Annotated in this window: 12 protein-coding genes; 5 read left to right on the forward strand and 7 right to left on the reverse strand. The window is 56.3% G+C overall.

The annotated features are described in order from the left end of the window. Positions 1–3: 3 nt before the first annotated feature. The 3 genes from MOE34_RS11350 to glmS are packed head-to-tail and all read right to left on the reverse strand — an operon-like array spanning position 4 to position 3,364. Complete coding sequence (locus MOE34_RS11350) at positions 4–1,482, reverse strand: methylaspartate mutase subunit E (RefSeq protein WP_242216853.1); 1,479 nt, start codon at positions 1,480–1,482, stop codon at positions 4–6. Continuing rightward, on the reverse strand, positions 1,479–2,882 hold the full coding sequence (locus tag MOE34_RS11355; protein ID WP_242216854.1) for a glutamate mutase L: 1,404 nt from the start codon (positions 2,880–2,882) through the stop codon (positions 1,479–1,481). Before MOE34_RS11355 ends, MOE34_RS11350 begins: the two co-directional genes overlap by 4 nt. Next, positions 2,879–3,364, reverse strand: coding sequence for a methylaspartate mutase subunit S (gene glmS, locus MOE34_RS11360; RefSeq protein WP_242216856.1), 486 nt, complete (start codon positions 3,362–3,364; stop codon positions 2,879–2,881). The genes MOE34_RS11355 and glmS overlap by 4 nt, the downstream gene beginning before the upstream one ends. Before the next feature lie 413 nt (positions 3,365–3,777). On the opposite strand from glmS, the gene MOE34_RS11365 reads away from it, so the two are divergent. The 5 genes from MOE34_RS11365 to MOE34_RS11385 all read left to right on the forward strand — a co-directional run bounded on the left by MOE34_RS11365 (position 3,778) and on the right by MOE34_RS11385 (position 12,169). Then, positions 3,778–5,478, forward strand: a complete 1,701-nt coding sequence (locus tag MOE34_RS11365) for a phospholipase D-like domain-containing protein (RefSeq protein ID WP_242216858.1) — start codon at positions 3,778–3,780, stop codon at positions 5,476–5,478. An 86-nt stretch (positions 5,479–5,564) separates the two neighbouring features. Further along, entirely contained in the window at positions 5,565–6,353 is a 789-nt protein-coding gene (locus tag MOE34_RS11370; RefSeq protein WP_242216860.1) for a hypothetical protein, read from the forward strand. Positions 6,354–6,363: 10 nt separating this feature from the next. Next, positions 6,364–7,671 (forward strand): hypothetical protein, encoded by a 1,308-nt coding sequence (locus MOE34_RS11375; protein WP_242216862.1) that lies wholly within the window; start codon positions 6,364–6,366, stop codon positions 7,669–7,671. Between the two features lie 638 nt (positions 7,672–8,309). Continuing rightward, positions 8,310–8,906, forward strand: a complete 597-nt coding sequence (locus MOE34_RS11380) for a hypothetical protein (protein ID WP_242216864.1) — start codon at positions 8,310–8,312, stop codon at positions 8,904–8,906. Positions 8,907–9,412: 506 nt separating this feature from the next. After that, entirely contained in the window at positions 9,413–12,169 is a 2,757-nt protein-coding gene (locus MOE34_RS11385; protein ID WP_242216865.1) for a TrlF family AAA-like ATPase, read from the forward strand. Between the two features lie 265 nt (positions 12,170–12,434). On the opposite strand, the gene MOE34_RS11390 is transcribed toward MOE34_RS11385, so the two are convergent. From MOE34_RS11390 to MOE34_RS11405, 4 genes are all read right to left on the reverse strand, one after another. After that, positions 12,435–13,526 (reverse strand): IS5 family transposase, encoded by a 1,092-nt coding sequence (locus tag MOE34_RS11390; protein WP_242223910.1) that lies wholly within the window; start codon positions 13,524–13,526, stop codon positions 12,435–12,437. A gap of 501 nt (positions 13,527–14,027) precedes the next feature. Then, positions 14,028–15,995, reverse strand: a complete 1,968-nt coding sequence (locus MOE34_RS11395; protein WP_242216867.1) for an AAA family ATPase — start codon at positions 15,993–15,995, stop codon at positions 14,028–14,030. Then, the gene (locus MOE34_RS11400; protein WP_242216869.1) at positions 15,982–16,758 is read right to left on the reverse strand and encodes a metallophosphoesterase; all 777 of its coding nucleotides are present in this window, start codon (positions 16,756–16,758) and stop codon (positions 15,982–15,984) included. Before MOE34_RS11400 ends, MOE34_RS11395 begins: the two co-directional genes overlap by 14 nt. Beyond that, positions 16,755–17,105 carry a hypothetical protein gene (locus MOE34_RS11405; RefSeq protein WP_242216871.1) on the reverse strand — a complete coding sequence of 117 codons (351 nt, stop codon included), beginning with the start codon at positions 17,103–17,105 and terminating at the stop codon, positions 16,755–16,757. Before MOE34_RS11405 ends, MOE34_RS11400 begins: the two co-directional genes overlap by 4 nt. Positions 17,106–17,405: the final 300 nt, after the last annotated feature.

Raw genomic sequence — 17,405 nt, forward strand, 5'->3', positions numbered from 1 at the left:
AGCTTAGAGCTGCGCGGCGAATTTCGGCCGGCCGACCAGTTTGCTAGCTGAAATCGCGCGCACGTCGTCGACGACCATCGTGAATGAAGCGGGCCGCCCCTCGGCCGCCGCACGCTCGGCGATCTTGTCTTTATGGAGGGCTATGACATCGTCGGGCAGAGGGATGTTGCCGCTATCGAAAATGCGGATCGCTCCGTTGTTGTCCCGGACTGGTGTCATAAGACCCGCGTTGACGCTCGCGGGCGCGAAAGGAATGTCGACGACACCCGCCTCGAATGCCAGAACGGCTCCCCTTGCGAGGTTGCCCTGCCCGAGAAGGATGACGCGGTCCATTACGGAGTGGACCTCGCGTTCGATGAGGGCCATTTCCTCGTCGATTTCGGCGGTGGCCAGGAATCCCTGGTCCCCAATCATATTGATCATCTGCTCGGTCGCCTGAAGTCCAGCGCGGTTCGCTTCCATCGTTGGAACCCCGCTCGCTTCGTGAGGCGTTTTCACGATGATCTTGGTTGCGCCGCCGAACTTCGCCGCCGCGGCTCCGAGGGCAATCACGGAATATGCCTTCGCCTCGTCCTGCGGAAAACCACCCATCCACTGGTGGAACACGGTGGAGAGGGCGTAGTCGTTGAAACCGAAAAGCGTGAAGTAGTGGTTCGCAAGCTTTCTAAGCGAACGCATCGCGGCGATGTCCTGCGCCAGGTTTCCGGCTTGACCGTACCCGAGAGTAATACATTTCACCCCTTGCTGCAGGGCCAAAAGACCTTCAAGCAGAGCGACGGTGTGCGACACGAACGGGGGTACAAGTGTTCCGGTCAGGGGGCCGAACGGCTCCCGGTTGATCCTGATCCCCTCCTCCTCGTAGAGACCCACCAACCGATCGCAATACTGCCAGTGGCGTATGGAACGGGCGAGCGGCACGTTCTTCGAGTACGGGATGTTGTAGGAGATACCCCCACCTTCGAAGCTGGAGAACCCCGCCGCCAGCGTGATCTCCGCCATCAATCGCGCGTCCGGCGTTCCGTGCCGAACCTGAATAGGTTTCGACACGCTGTCGACCAGCCGCTCGCACCCGCCGACACCATGGTTGACCGGCGGAAAGCCGTTCAACAGGGATTTGCCTGCAGCTCGGGACCGTTCGATTCCCTTCTCCGCTTCGTCGTAACGATTGTGCCTGGTGTATGCGTCAACCGTCGTGGGGAGCACATCGCAGTATGGAGCGAGATCGTTCAGCAACTGCGTGTGCTCCCGCAACAACGCCACGCCTGCCCGGGGCTGGAGAAGTGTTTTCTCCTCTTCGGAGGCCCGAGCTAACGCTACAGAGAACTTCTTCGCATCCGGCATATCACTGTGTCGGACGAGACCTCGGGAAAACTCGACATCCTTCCCCGTGGGCCAGGTGGTCAGCACGGTTTCGCGTTCGCGGGCGTACTGCGCCCTTTCGAGCTTCGTATCGGAGATTTCGATCGTGGAGGTGTCACTCATTGGGCTAGCAAAACCTTTGCGCTTTCCGGCTGGGATACGAGTTGACCTTGTGTCAGAAGCTTTACGGCCGTCCTGGCAGCGGCGACTGGAAAGCCGCGCGACACATTGGCAAGAAGGGGGAGAATGTTCATGGGGTCGCGCAGGTAGTTATCACAGCGCGGGGCGAGTATCCGTTTGCCGTATTTGTCGGAGCCGATCCGAGAGAGGCAATCCGCAGGGGTAAACTCAGAGGCGTGCGAGAGATACCCACCGGTCCCGATGACGGTCCGGACTGAAGACAGATCACGCCCCGTGCAAACCGTCACAATACCGTCGGCTGTCGCTACCTCGTATGCACGCCCGACATGCCGCGCGACCGAGGTCGCTATGTTAGCTTTAGCCAGGAATTCATCGAGAAGGCGTTCCTCGGGAGTGCCCGCGAGATGCTCGGGTGCTGCGTTCACTTTGGCGGCATAGGCGGCGAGGTCCACGTTCTCCCGTTCATTAAGGAACGACGTTTCCAGCGCAGCGTCCGCCGCCGTAATTGCGGACACTCGCATGCCGAGGTCGCCCTCCACTGAGCGTTTGAGTTTCGGCTCTGGCAATCCGCGATGAACAGTTCCCGGTGTCGGGACCTCGTCGTGAAACGAGTACACATCGGTGGTCGCTCCGCCCATGTCGATCAGCAGGAACTCCCCGAGTTCAGGAGCATGGACGGCGAGCGAATTCGAGAATTCGTAGAGCGCGTAGGGGGTCGGACAAGGTTCACGGCCGGTTTGGGCCACGATGCGGTCGAGCCCCTTCCCCGCCGTAATCGTGCTCAGGAATATTTCCCTTATTGCGGTCCGCGCCGGTTCCGGATTCGGACTGTCCAACTCCGGGAGGACGTTTTCGGTGCTGACAAGGTGTGTCCTGCCGAGGATTCGCGTGACTGCGTCCTTTGCACTCCTGTTTCCAGCGTAGACGACGGCCGCGGAAATATCCGCTTCGGCGATCCGCTGGGCATTCCGGACCGGGTAGTAGACATTGCCGCCGTCGGAGCCACCTGAAAGCAGGATGATATCGGGTGGATTTCGCTTAAGGGATGCTACATCGTCATCGCTTAATTCATAAGCGAAAATTTGTGTGACTTTTGCCCCTGAAGAGCAGGCCGTCATTTTTGCCATCTCGCTCGTCAGCTCCGGAACGAGACCGACCGCAGCGACCGCGAGGCCACCCTTGGCCGACGACGAATAAAACAGCTCGGCCTCTCGACCGTGTGCGGCGAGTCCGCGACGGACACGTCCGAAGCCCTCGGAAAGGTCGTGAACCGTCGTCGGATAGATGTCCTGCCCCACAAGCGCGAGCGAGCCATCCGCATCCAGGCGGAAGGCCGCCCCCTTCGTCCAGGTCGACCCAATGTCGATCGAAACGATTATCATCCCGCGCGCCGTACTTCAAAGAAGGCTGCTTCTCTTCGCGCCGTAATGTCTGCTTTGAGCACGGCCGCCACCTCCTCGAGATCGACTGAGGGAGGGAAAACACGGTCGAAGCCCATGCCCTTAAACAGCTTTTCGACTTCGGCGAACTCGACTTTACCGATCACGAGGTTGCCGCCCACGTAAAGGGTCACATCCCCTACCCCGCGTTCGACACAGCGACCACGGAACCCGACGCAGTCGATTTCACCGTGCCCGTAGATAGATGAAACGAGGATTGCATCGGCGTTTGTCTCGATCGCAGCATCGACGAATTCGTCCTGGCTTACCATCACGCCAAGATTGATCACGTCGATCCCGAGCGGCTCGAGGACACTTTTTATGATCTTGTTTCCGACTGCGTGGCAGTCCGCCCCGATCACCCCCAACACGACCCTGAACTTACTTTCCACCCGAGCCCCCTTGCCGTCAGACTTGACTGTCATGCGCAGGTCCGCGTTTTCGTCCATGCCCCTCAAAAAGTCAATGATTATTATTTCTCAATGCAATTAGATAAGCGTTATTTATCTATTGAGTTTCGTGAGAGCGAGCGAACGGGTGCCGCGGCATAACTGCCTTCGGCTTTTTTTAGGAACCACGCCTCTATGATGGCTACGGAGCGGAATCGGCGGCCTTTATATTCGGATGGTTCGCGCCCATCGATCGATGACCGCCTGCGTGACAACATCTCGCCGCGCGTGCCCAGCTACCAGCTGCCCAGCTCGAAAATGGTGCATCGCCCAATAGATCGGAGCGATCCTTTTTCCTTCGTATGCACAAACAAGGCTATGAGCTCGTTGAGCGCTTGCGTTATATTGTGGTTGCATCAATATCTCCAATGCAACGGAGGGAAGACGTGATGCGCGTCCGGGCAAGCAAGAATGGCATTTCGGTGCACGCTATTGCGGGGACCGACGTTGTGATGTTCGCTTTCGACGCAACGAAGGCCGCGAGGAAAGGTCTTCTGGGATTCGCGATCCACCGGATGGAGGAAGGCGTGCCGGATAACGGTATCTGGTTGGAAGCCTCGAAGGTGTTCGAGGCGATTCAGCCGAAGCCCGTTAAAGGACAGACATATCCGACAAACAACCACCCCATGCAGAGCTTCCTATGGGGCGATTACATTGCGGATGAGGGGCGACGGTACACCTACTCGATCTATCCTATGTACGGGCCGTTCGAAAAAAGAAAACTGGGCGAACCGGTCGTTCTCGACGTGCGGACCGAGGAAGAGGATGACGGCGACCATGCGGTCTTCTTCAACAGAGGCGCTGTCGCGACGCAAGGCTACATGAAGCGGTTCGGCAGCGGTTTGCGTCCTCCCGAGCCGGACAACCCCGACCACCCGCAGACAGCTTGGCTGTCGCGGGGCCTATTCGAAGCGCTCAAGCGGTTCGTCGACGACACAGGACCGGGGGATGCACTACGGGTCGCCGCCTACGAATTCCATTACAGGCCCGTCATAGAGCTCCTACGCGAAGCGCAGCAACGCGGCGTCGACGTTAAAATCGTCTATGAAGCCGGAGCGGACAAAAAGAATGGCGTTCTCATCGACACGCAGGCGACGAAATCGAACAACAAGGCCCTTGCCAAACCGTGGGCCAAATTCGAGCCAGGCACGCTGATCAAGCGGACGAAACGCTCGAAGATACCGCACAACAAGTTCATCCTGAAACTGCGCGACGGGGAAGCGACCTCGGTCTGGACAGGCTCGACGAACCTTTCCGCATCGGGTTTCATCGGGCAGGCGAACACCGGGCATCTGGTGCGAAACAAGGATGTTGCCGCCCAGTTCCTGGCCTACTGGAACGAGCTTGCGAAAGACCCGCTGCCGGATGCGTTCCGGGAATGGGCGCGCAAGAACTCACCGAATCCCAAGGACGACTTGAAATCCGGAACGACCGTCGTCTTCAGCCCACGCGTGGGAGCAAAGATGCTGGAGTGGTATGGCCGGCGTGCGACGGAGCGTGAGAAGCCATGGTTTTTCACGGCCGCCTTCGGCATGAACCCTACCAGGAATGCCATGCACAGGCTGCTGTTGCAGCCACGGGACCACCTCCGCTTCGTCCTCATGGAAAGCGACGAAGATAATGTCGTACCCGGATTCCGCAAAGCCGATCCGAATATCTGGTTCGCAATAGGTTCGCTTCTCGGTCGCAAGAAGCGAACCGACAAGAACACGCTCGATCTTGAGAACTGGCTTGTCGAGCAACACCATAAGAGCAGCGGGCACGTCTTTTACGTGCACCAGAAGTTCATCCTTGTTGATCCCCTCGGAGACGACCCGTTGATTTTTGCCGGATCAGCCAACTTTTCTCCGGCATCCTTGTCGAGCAACGACGAGAACATGCTCCTCATCCGGGGTGACAAGCGGGTCGCTGATATCTACTTGACAGAATTCGACCGACTGTATCGGCACTTCCTATTCCGCGGTGCGGCGAACCGAAACAAACCACGAAAGACCGACAGAAGCCGTTTCCTTGAAACCGACGATACATGGGTCGACAAGCATTTCGCCCCCGGCTCCTATCAGTCACGGCGGCGCGAGATGTTCGGCTAGAGCGATTTCGGAGCGCCATAATATGGCGGCGGAAACGTCGCCGCTGAGAAAGGCGCTCTATAGTAAGGCCTACAAAAGGACCCTACATGGACGAATTGAAGGAGTACACGCTCGCGGAATTCCTTACAGAGCAAGGCACCAACTTCCATTCAGGGCTTCCGCTTGTCCATTCCACGGAAAGCGCGAACATCTGGACGATGTTGAAAAAAGAACAGGTATCGGTCACGCCTTGTGACACGTTCACCGGGGAAAACCTGGCATACTTCTTCCATGGACGACCCGCGTATCGGAAGTTCCACAAAAACCCTCAGGATTGGGAACTGCCCTTTGTCCTCGTTCTGAAAAGCACCTGCCTCCTCAATGTTCGCCGAATTTTCCCGTTCGACTCTGGGGCGTTTCACAGATCGCGGTTGCCGAGCTACGTCGCGCGCTTCGATGCCGAGGGTTATGATGTTGCTGGCAACGCCGCCGCGATCGATCTGCTCATTGACATTTTCTTCGGAGGAGACGGAGCGTATTTTCACGGTAAGGCGAAACCGCGCAACGAGGTATCCAGGCGAAACGGGCTGAGCATGCGCCACGCCCAGGTCCTGGCGCTCTGCGCGCTATACAATCGAGAGCATCTCGAGGCTGACGACCGATCGCTCGCGATCGAGGTCCAGACTGACCGGGACGTTTCCATAAAAGATAATCTGCTCGGCGCCGTGCTACCACGCTCGTATTTCGATGACACGATCCTCAAGAAATATTTCAAAGAACGTGGGGTCCATGTCCGTCAATACGATGTCTATCCGATCAACACGGAGGCCTACGTTTCTATCGTCTATGAGGAAGTTAAAGCGATATATCGAAAGCTAAGGCTCATCGATGGATGAGACATATACAATGGTCGGCTGCATCGACTTCGAGACGGATTCCTATGCGATTTCGATTCCGGTGTTGCAGAAGCAGCGGTCGAATTATGTCTACATTCCAAAAACGGACCATCATTTCATCGTCACTGACTTCTATGAAATCGAGGAACTCAACTACCGGGTTCACTACCTCGACGAACAGATGCCGGTCACAATTAGCAAGAAGACTCCTGTTCCGATACTCGAGGCAGGACGCGCCTATATCATCGATGCCGACTGGAACGACACTGAGGTCTATGCAAACCATCCTCGACTGGGAAAAGAGGCGGTCAAGGCATTCATCTCCTTGCGTTCGAGGATGGGGGCGAAATCAGCCGACGTCGCTCACGTTGAGGTCGAAGCTGGAATCCAGGACCTGTTGGGTACCCCGGTCCGTTCAAAATACTGGATATCGAAATTCTCGGCGCTTGTTCGATCGGCCTTCACCAGCGGACAGCCATCTGGCGAACTCCTGAGGACGATGGAAGATGCTCGGCTCAGATGGATTGAGAAATACTCCACGAAGACCACCCTGAAGCTAGTGCTTCAGTTGATGCAGGTGCAACACCTCACGCTGCAAGCAAGCCAAGCCAGGAAAATTCTCCTGAGGCGGTTCGAGGGTATTCTGGCGACAAAGGGCATCTACATCCCAAAATCCGAACTGATCGCGTATAAGGAGCTGTTTCCGGAAGGCATCCTCCCGGCGATACGTGCGGATGCGGAAGATCATTTCGATTACTGGGCACGCGGCGGCCAGATCGGGAAGCTCGTGAATGACCAAGTCTACACACTTCTCAATCCCGTGGATCAAAGCCAAAGCAGGAAACACGAGCCTGGCAAATGGTCGCTTCCCGAGCTCGAAAGGATATTGCTTTTCTTCACAGTGTTGGGCGGCGACGACCATCTGCTCGAACAAGCCGGGGGCTTCTTCCATCCGTTGTATGACGTTCTGCTAGCTGATCTCGAGCACTATGCATCCGATCGCTATGAATGGACCTCCGCTTTGTCAGGACGTGTTCGACAGGGCTTCCTGGATGACCTATCCAGAATCACGGACATCGTTCCCACCGATCGCGCTCCGGAAGATGACGAATGGATGAAAATTATCGGAGTTGTGCTCAATAACCTTCGAAAGCTCGAGGTATTGGCAAGAATCGTACGTCTGCCGCTGAGGAGTCGCGATAGCCAAGAGGTGGCAATAAAAGGGATCGACTACCGTCTATTCGATGCGTTGAAGAAGGTCCATCTGGCAAGGAACGTGCGACAGATCGATGTTCTACTGAAGGCAGACGGTAACTAGTGGATAAGCTTTGGCTACCGCAATCAACCTAGCACAAACGCGAGGTACACAAAGCCTGCGAGTCCAGCGAAGACGAAGAATCTCAGCATTCCCGAGCTTTTCCCAGGCCGCGAAGCGTAATCGTTCTCTGGTCCCGGGAACCTGTCCCATCCGCTCACCATGCCGACGTTCTCCCCAATATTGATGCGAAGAATATCAGAATTTGCATAGGCCGCTTATAAAAAGGCTTATCGCCCGCACGAAACGCAATCTAGTCGGCATGGCGCGGCGCGTGGTGCTGCCCTTTGCTTTTTCATCGGCTTGAGTTGAACGTCTTTGTTCCTCCGCCAGCTCTATCGATTCAAGTTTAACAACTACAACCAAGACGCTCATATGGACGGTGTCAGCGAGTTGTCACCGAAGGCGTTTTATCGGTGGGAAGACCACCGACTTCGCGACTATCCGCAAAGTCATTTCGACGATTCAGCAATCTGGCGATCTTGGCAAATTCATGCGCTAAACTGCTTGGAATTCAACCCGCTCGTCATGGACGCGGCCGCGACGATCCAGGCCGCTGTACTCCGCAATCGATGTAGGGCACGGTACCGCGTCAACGGACACATTACACGCAATTCCATTTCTGAATACGGAGGATAGTTATGCGGCAGTATTCACATCATTTCTCCTGCTTGCACGACGAAGATGGACCAACGACCGACCTCGGACGAGGTACCCACTACTCGGTTTTTCGTACAACAGAATGGTATGACCGGCATCAAAAGCGCCTTCGAGAGGCACACATTCACGACTTCGCCGTCATTTGGGACGAAGACCATGATGAGCGGGTGGTCTATGCAGCGGAACAGATATATCTTGCGGGTTTGTTTTCCCCTGTGCTGTTCATTGGCGAGCGGAAAGGAACCATAACGATTGTCGCGTCTGAAGACTTCCGAAATTCGGTAACGGCAGACGAATGGGAACTTTGGAAATCGGCCGTCTACGACCGTGGTTACGAAGTCGACGGAGATTACTGGAGCGTATCTTTCGAGAACGCGGCGGGCATTAGCCAAGACCACCCCGCCCGGGTAACCGAGTATCTGGTGGACATCGATTCTCGTTGGAAGCTGGGCGTGGGGCCACACGAAGACCGCTACGAAGGTTTATATCGCGGAATCGAATACCCAGATGACGAAGGTGAGTTACCCGAGAAGCCTGAAGCGGACACGACCGGTACGGATCACGACATCCCATTCTAGCGCTATGGACAAGAATCCGCTTGGCGACAGGACGTCTCCGGCAGGGCAGGAGGAAGGCAACCTATCCCACTTTGTCAGAGGACTTCGCCAAGTTCAGGCTAACCACCTTCACCGATCAAGGGGATATAAATGGCAAGACTGGGTTTGGGCGCGTAGGTCCTGAGGACACCGATTACCGGTCCCAGGATCATTCCCGCCGCAAGCGACGCGACGCATCGAGGGTGACTGACTGAATTTACAATGTGGTGTCCGATGTCGACGATGCCTCTATTGATCATCTCCGCAAGCTTGTGCCTGCTGGAACAGAGGCTCCAAGGCCAATAACTCTCTTAAGTCGCGGCCCCTTAAGCGGATATGTCTTTGATCGCGGCTAAAAGCAGTTGTATTTGCCCGCCGTACACACTTCTATGCAGTATCGAGAAACTTCGGTGAACTGCATAATGTCTAAAAATGGTCACCCCTCTCCATTCTACCGTGGCGCTCGGTTCTACAAGTGCGACCTCCAGATGCAGACCCCGTTCGACGCCTCACATTGGGTCGGGGAAAGCTTCGCAAGTCATGACGAAGCGGCCGAGGCATACATTCGAAGATGCTACGAGGTTGGCCTTGAGGTGATCGCTATCACCGAGCACAATTTCACCTCGAAAGCCCACATCCCCCTTTTGCAGGCGAAGGCGAAGCAATTCGCTCATGAATTTGGCTACGAGTTGGTTATCTTCCCCGGCTTTGAATTCACTGCAAATGTCGGAAAGGGTGTCCACGTTCTCGCAATTTTCGAGCCGACCGCTGACCTCGACCAGATCGACCATATCCTTACCGAGTGTGGAGTTTCACACCCGCGCCAGACGCCGTCCGGACAGCATGTCCCCTCCAACAAGTCTCTGGATGAGATTGTCAGGGTCATCCAGGCGCCTACAGAGAAAGGCGGCAAGCGCGGGCTTGTGATACTGCCGCATATCCAATCCAATTCGGGAATATTCGACGGCGACAAGATCGCGGAATGGCTACAGCAGAAGGAGTTCACCAACCCGGAACTATTGGCTGTCGAGGTACCGAAATCGCCGAGTAAGATGAGTGTTGCCTTCCAAACTTTGTTTGGAAATGGTGACGATTGCCACGTCGGTTGGAAACGGGCGCGTCCCATCTGCTGCCTCATGTCCTCTGACGCGAAGGCGCTTGCCGCCAACAATAACACTGGAAATGCCATCGGTACCAAATATACCTGGATCAAGATGAGCGCACCGTCCATCGAAGCGTTAAGGCAGGCTTTTTTGGACCACGAGTCCCGTGTTCGGCGATCTGACGAGCATCCCGAAAGACCGGAACTCGGCTACAGTCACCCGTTTCTCGCCAGCTTGAAGATTGCGGGCGCGAAATTTCTCGCGAACGAGGAGATATTCTTCAGCCCGAATTTGAACACGCTCATCGGCGGCCGCGGTACCGGTAAGTCCACGATGGTCGAGTACATGCGTATGGCGCTCCGTCAGGAGCATGTTCTCGAGGCCGATACCAAGAGCCAGCTCTATGCCGACTTCAGCATAGTCCGGGATACGCTAGCTTTACCCGGTTCACGGATCGAGGTGACGTACGACAAGGGGAAAGACTTCGAGAACCAGAAAATATCTCTGTCCGTTGACGACGGTGTGGCGACGGAGGTCGATTCCAGCTTTGGCGACGTCAACACGTACTTGCCCGTGAAAATCTACAGCCGCGGCCAGATCGAGGCGATAGCCAACGATCCTCAGAAGCAGGCCTCAATAATCGATGACCTTATACTCGCTCCCCTTGAGGGCCTGCGCAACGAGGAGCGGGACCTCGTCCGTAGACTTCGGGATTTGAACCAGTCGCTCGGTCAAGAGGCAGACATAGCGACGGCGAAAGCTAAACTTGTGGCGGATATTTCCAACCTGAATGCACAAATCAACGCAATCAGAGGAAAGCACTCCAGCCTTGAAGCGTGGTCGAAATGGAATGGCGAGAAGCAATATCTTTACGGTCTTGAAGCCGCGATCGCGTCGCATCTCGACCGAATGGTGGTCCAGGAGCCGTTCTCCTATAAAGAGGCCGACAGTACGGCAGACAACGCTGGTTTCTTGAAGCAGCACCGCCTAGCCATCAATTCCGTCGTGGACGTGCTGAACAGTGAAATTGACGCTGCGGTCCTGAAGGCGAAGAACGCGTTGGCGCACGTACTGAACTCTGATCAACGCACCTCGTGGCAGAAGCAGTTCGACGCTGTCGATAGCGAAAACAAGAAGACGGTCGAAGAACTGGCGGCCATGGGGGTCAGCTTCGACGCTTACGATGAGCTGTTCCGTCGGCGCGAGACGGCGCAGGCCCAACTAAGTACCCAGGAAAACCGACTGGCCGAAATCTCAACGAACAGGACCCTATTCGAGACGCTGTATAAGGACGAGCTATTGGACATCTGGACCAGGCAGTTCGAACTGCGGCGTACGATGGCCGACCACCTCAACGACCAGGTGACAAAAACGAAGATCGGAACGCCGACGGTACAATCCGAAATCACGAAATACGGAGACTTCAAAAGCTTCAGTCAGATGATGGCAGCCCACCACAAGGACCGGCGCGTCGTGAGCCAGGCCGACTGGGAGGGCATGCTTAGGGCGGCATTCGATATCGCTTTGTCGCATGACGTTTCGCCGTTGGACGTCATCGAGCGCTGGATCGTGGAAATGAAGGGCGGTATCGCTCCTTTCGACTTCCCCTCTGACGAAGTCCAACCGAAAAAGCTGTTAGCAATGGCAGAGTGGCTGACCGATTTCGACCTCAACGAACTACGGACACATCGCATCGCCGACGCTGTCACGGTCAGTCTTCACCGCCGTGAGGACGGGAAGCTGGTAGGCGATCTCGCCGGGCGTAAACTGTCGGCAGGTCAGAAAGCGACGACTGTGCTGTCCCTCCTTCTCGCGGAAGGAACATGCCCGATAATAATCGATCAACCCGAGGACGATCTCGACAACGAGTTTGTTTTCGAACAGTTGGTGCCGATGCTACGCTCCAGCAAGGAAAAGCGTCAGATCATCGTGGTAACCCATAACGCGAATGTCCCGGTTAACGGAGATGCCGAGTTGATCGTGCCGTTAGAGGTCAGGAACAGCGGTGGGACGATCAAGCAGATCGACGGAGAACTAACTATGGGCGCCCTGGACCGTCATCCGGTTCAGCGTGCTGTAGAACTCATCCTCGAAGGGAGTTCCGAGGCATTTCGGCGGCGGCGTGAAAAGTACGGCGTATAGTGGAGGGCGCGCCTCTGGCATCTTACCCGAGGGCCATGATAGTTTCGATGATCGCATTCTCCGCTGACGAAGGGGGCTGTCGGGTTTTGCCTGGGCTCTAGGCAGCGTTTCGTTGGTGGAAGGAACGCAAGATGTACTGCGGTTGGAGGCCTCGAATTACCGCTGAATTGGTGATTGGCGGGGCGGCCTGATGGCTGCTGGCGGTTTTGCCTGCGATTTGATGGTGTATTGCGTGGAGTGACGGCCCCTTTCGGGGCGGCCGGCGTCATGCAGCGGCACAGCGTCCTTCGTGGAAGACGTATCGGAGCATGTTGTAGGCGAGATTGGCCATGCCGATCTTTACCGTCGCCCTGCTGATGCCGATCGTGCGGATGAAGAGCTTCATCTTGTCCTTTTGCCGGGCGAAGACATGCTCGACGGCCGACCTGATCTTTGATCGTCGTCCGTTTGCGCGCGACATCGTTTCCGGCATTGGCCGTCCCTTCGGCTTCCGCTGGTGGATGTCCGACTTCAGGCCGTTCCTCGCCAGCCATTCCTCGTTGGTCCTGGAGCGATACGCGCTATCCGCCCAGACGGTCGAGGCGGTATTGTCCTTGGTCACGACGTTTCTGAGCTGAGCGCCGTCATGGGCGGCCGCACTCGTCACCGTCCATCCCCGGATGAAGCCATGCGCCCGGTCGATGCCGGCATGGTTCTTGTAGCCGAACAGCGGAATGGCGATGTCGTGCTGCTTGGTCGCGGCTGATGTCGGCGTTTGTGTCGGCTGCTTCGCCTTGGAATACTTCACCGTCCAACGGGCGTCTCGATCCTTCTGGGCAAGTTTCGCGGGCTTGTCCTTCCAATCCGCCGGAATCTCGCCCGCCTTGATCGCCTCTTTCTCGTCCTGGCTGTTGTGCTGCCTGGGCGCCTGGACGATCGTTGCATCGACGATCTGGCCGCCTTTGGCCAGGTAGCCGGACCGTGAGAGATGTTTGTCGAAACGGGCAAACAGATTATCGATGGCACCGGCTCGCACCAGGCTTTCGCGGAACAGCCAGATCGTCTTGGCATCCGGAACCTTGTTGGAAAGGCCAAGGCCGAGGAACCGCATGAACGACAGCCGGTCCTGGATAACGAACTCGGCCTGGTCGTCGGAGAGGTTGTAGAGCGCCTGAAGCACCAAAATCTTGAACATCAGCACCGCCGGAAACGGCGGACGTCCGCCCTTCGATCCATCGGAGCGCTTCAATGCTTTCGCCAACGGCTTCTCAAACACAGGCCAGGGAATGATCCTGTTGAGTTTCTCCAGCGGGTCACCCACCGCGCTCAACCGCTGATAACGCTCGTCCAAATCCCAAAAGCCTGGCTGCCCACGCATCATCCGTTCCCTACATATCACGCAAGTCGCATTGAATCAGAAAACGCGCAAAACGGGGAGGTATTTCGAGGCTTCCGGTTGACACCAGCCTCATCGAACTGAGCGATAGCGGAGCGATCTGATATGAAATGACGTGATGACCGCTCCGAGACCGCAATATCCATAAAGTGTCTTCTCTTGCTTCTGAATTAAGCAGGAGGCGCGGCCGGCAGATAGTTGTCATGCGAAGCCCGGGACACTCGCCACCTAAGCCATTTCCCTAAGTAACCGGCTTCATTGAATATTTTCCGCCGGCACTAGCCGTCGATCGAAAAGGGTTCAATCTACGCAACAGCCGACTAAGGATGTAACGATGGCAAGACGATCTGGCCTCCGTCCACGAGACAATACCGAAAAGAAAATGTCGCTTGGGTCCGTGCTTGACCAGGAGCGAAGCCCATCGGTAACCGGATAAACGCATAAGACATTGAGAAAACACCCGGAAAAAGGCCGAAGGCATACTCAATCAGAGGTGTGGACCCGACCTTCCCCCTGCGTCATCTCCCGACCGGTTGGTCCTCGCGCATTCTCATCTATGATGCTCTCGATAACATGAGCCGAAAGGAACCGGCGCTCCTCAAGGCATGTGGCGATTTCATCGACCGCACTTCGTAGCCCTCGAAGAATTGACGTAGCTCGCTCGAATGCCTGTTCGAGAATATGCTGAACGCATTCCCGAAGGCTGGGGTCTTGAGCCCGCAGAAGCGCGAGTTCACGATTGGAAACGACTTCGACCGCCAGTGTTCGTCCGAGGCCAAAACAGGCCTCCATTTTTGTCGCAAGGGCGGTGGCTCGCGCTAAGTCGGATTGATCTCCGCCTACGGCACCATCGCAAAAATCACCAAAGATCATCTTTTCAGCGGCCAGACCGGCAAGCAGCATAGCAAGGTGGTCGTTGTAAAAGCTTCTGGTATGCCGAGCGAACTCCGGCGCACGAAAATGAGTTACCCCGACTGAGGTAGCGCCATCTTCGACGAAAGTTTCATTCACCTCGACCGATTCAAGATTCATTCCAAGTTCGAACCCGACAACAGCGTGCCCGGTTTCATGTACGGAGACCACTCGCCTTTGCAATGATGGCAAACGGACCAGAGGTTTCATAAGATGAACAACGTCGTCAAAGCGAGCGTCGCGGCTGCCACGCCGCCTTGCAACGCGTTTCCCGTCGCGGACGAGTTGCTCAATTTCCGCTCCGGACATTCCTTCGGTCGAACGACCAAACCGGTCCATCTGCTCAGGAGGAACGGCGAAGCCCGCAAGCTGCTCGAATATCTTCTGCCGCGTGGTCGCGTCTGGCAGGGGAATGACGATATGTCTATCCAACCGGCCGGCTCGTTTTATCGCGGGGTCAAGGTCCTCGGGATGATTTGTGGCCCCCACGACGACCACCCCACTCCGGCGCTTAAAGCCATCCAGTTCCTCAAGAAGGCCGTTGATAGCCTGTCTTTTATAGTCGTCGTTGTGTCCCCCGGTAGTCCGGTTGCCGAACGCATCGATTTCATCGATGAACAATAAACACGGGGCTTGCGCACGTGCCTCTTCGAAAGTCGCATGCATGCTACGTAGGAAGTCATTGAGGTATCCCGCCGCCTGCCACTGCGCAGCGGAACTTGCGATGATAGGCACCTGGCAAGACCGAGCAAGAGCGCCCGCGAAGAGTGTTTTTCCGGTTCCAGGCCTGCCGGAAATCAGCACTCCGGCATCGACTTCGTCCCACCTGACCCTACCAGCGCGAAAATCCTCCAGGTCACGTGCTAGCTCAAACCCCCATTCTGCCGCCGCGCCGAACCCGTGAAGGTCCGCCAAGGTCGGACCGTCATCGGGTTGGCCGACCTCTTTCACGACGGCATGAGGGCCAGAGCGAAGGCGTTGCAGGCCAACCGAGACCGGCCGCTTTGGCGGAAACGCATAGCTTAGTCGTGTCCATGTCTCCGCCTCCAGCATCTCTAGGTCGGAATCGTTCAAAACATACCCAAACCGCCTAAACGTTGCTTCGATTTGCCTCGTCGTAGGCTTGGGGAGATGTACAAACACATCAGCCCAGAGCGCTGCTTCCTCGTCGAATTCCGTCTCTGAATCGCATATCAGAATCGCCTCATCTTTTTCCGCGGCTTCCTCGAAGAGATTCCGCCGAACGCGATTACCTTTCCTTGATTCACTCAAGACCCAGACCGTCGGCTTCTCATACTCTTCGAAGTGAAAATGCTGCCTAAGGAAGAGCCGGCCCGCCTGGGCGAAGACTTCAGCAGCGTCGGATGTCTCGACGACGAGCAGCGCGCGCGCCGAACCACCCCGACGGACGAGGCCCCGCAAAGCGGCTCCGAGCACGCAGTATGCGAGAAAAACGGGAACGGTAATGGACCGGTTTTTCGTCCCGCTCGTGCGCCAGATCGATCTCTTAAAATCACCGCCGGATTCATGTTCGCGCAAGATCGATCACCAATTCTGGATTGAAGAGCTCTCGGCACGCTTCGCTAGGGTAACCGCGCGGATTACACACGACCCGCGTCTTGCCGATAAGGTAGTCACTGGGATGATGGATGTGGCCATGCACCCACACCAACGGCTGATACTCGAGAATTTTAGGCTCGAGGCTCGATGCAAATGCAGGGGTCAGCGGGTCTTTCAAGAACTCGCGTGGAACTGACATCAGGCTCGGGGCGTGATGCGACACGATGACGGTGGGCCGTGGAGAGACCGTCCAAAGCACTTCTTCTATGTAGTACCGTGCAAGCTGGTGGAGATACTGGCTTTCGCGCGGCGAGAAACGTTTGAACGGAGTCTTCGAACGTTTGATCCGGCGATAGTCAGCGAGTTGCTCCTTGGCAGCCAACATCGCACTCGCCGCGTGGCCTTGTAGACGAAAGTCGGTCCACAAAGTTGCTCCCACGAAGCGATATCCCTCGAAAATCACGACATCACCATCGAGGAGGTAAACGTTGTGGAAGCGCTTAGCCGCCTGATAACCCGCTTCGAGCCCTTCTTTTATCGCGCTCCCGTAGTACTCGTGATTTCCCGGTACGAACACGACGGGCATAAACGGCGCCACGCGCTCGGCGAGCCAGTCAATGCTCCGAACAACGCCCCGATCATAGATGTCGCCGGCGCAGACGCAGATGTCGGCGTCTGGGATTTCAAGGTCGAGACTTGCATCAAGTTCGAGGTGTAGATCGGAGAAAATCCAGGCTTTCATCGTTCTTCAGAATAGTTGTTTTCCCAGTACCCGGGGGAAGCCTCATTTCCGAGCCGATAGAAACGCGAGAAGGTTCGGGCCACATGCCGCGTCCTGTCGAGAAAAAAGAGCTCGCTGGAGAAGATCGGTTGACCGTCTCCCAGGGTAGGATGTCCGGTCGCAATACCGACAAGGCAAGGAACCGCTCGTCGAGCAATCGCCCAACGATCAATCTTGGTAACTATCCGCTCGACCGACTGACTTTCATAGGTCTCGAGATCGCGAGCCAGGGCCCTTAGGTGCTCGACCAGTTCTAAACGGGTCATCCCGAACCACAAACGCGACGAATAGTCAGTGTGGTCACTCATTGCCCACCCTCCACACGAGCGCCTGGCTCGTTGAGTCCCTGTCTCGGGGGCAATACGCCCCACCGGGGCAACCGAACTGATACACGACAAGGGAAAGGGCCTTCGGCCATCGGACCGCACAAAACCGAATCATCATGGAATTTCACCCCTAGTCACCATTGAAACCTTGCATGACTTCATACGAGCACATGGGGCGCCTTGTAAAGTATTAAAAGACTTCAAAAGAGATTTGTTGACATCCTCACATTTGACCGGCTCAAGGGATCAATGAGGGTTCCTGCTCCAGCCGACGCTTTACGT

This window comes from Shinella zoogloeoides (assembly GCF_022682305.1).
In the GTDB taxonomy this organism is placed as follows: Bacteria; Pseudomonadota; Alphaproteobacteria; order Rhizobiales; family Rhizobiaceae; genus Shinella; species Shinella zoogloeoides_B.

Bases quoted from the DNA above. Each gene is read 5' to 3' on its own strand.
- MOE34_RS11405 (WP_242216871.1), bottom strand. From the start codon at position 17,105: ATGAGTGACCACACTGACTATTCGTCGCGTTTGTGGTTCGGGATGACC.
- MOE34_RS11390 (WP_242223910.1), bottom strand. From the start codon at position 13,526: ATGCGTGGGCAGCCAGGCTTTTGGGATTTGGACGAGCGTTATCAGCGG.
- MOE34_RS11370 (WP_242216860.1), top strand. From the start codon at position 5,565: ATGGACGAATTGAAGGAGTACACGCTCGCGGAATTCCTTACAGAGCAA.
- MOE34_RS11355 (WP_242216854.1), bottom strand. From the start codon at position 2,882: ATGATAATCGTTTCGATCGACATTGGGTCGACCTGGACGAAGGGGGCG.
- MOE34_RS11365 (WP_242216858.1), top strand. From the start codon at position 3,778: ATGCGCGTCCGGGCAAGCAAGAATGGCATTTCGGTGCACGCTATTGCG.
- MOE34_RS11400 (WP_242216869.1), bottom strand. From the start codon at position 16,758: ATGAAAGCCTGGATTTTCTCCGATCTACACCTCGAACTTGATGCAAGT.
- glmS (WP_242216856.1), bottom strand. From the start codon at position 3,364: ATGACAGTCAAGTCTGACGGCAAGGGGGCTCGGGTGGAAAGTAAGTTC.
- MOE34_RS11385 (WP_242216865.1), top strand. From the start codon at position 9,413: ATGCAGACCCCGTTCGACGCCTCACATTGGGTCGGGGAAAGCTTCGCA.
- MOE34_RS11375 (WP_242216862.1), top strand. From the start codon at position 6,364: ATGGTCGGCTGCATCGACTTCGAGACGGATTCCTATGCGATTTCGATT.
- MOE34_RS11380 (WP_242216864.1), top strand. From the start codon at position 8,310: ATGCGGCAGTATTCACATCATTTCTCCTGCTTGCACGACGAAGATGGA.
- MOE34_RS11350 (WP_242216853.1), bottom strand. From the start codon at position 1,482: ATGAGTGACACCTCCACGATCGAAATCTCCGATACGAAGCTCGAAAGG.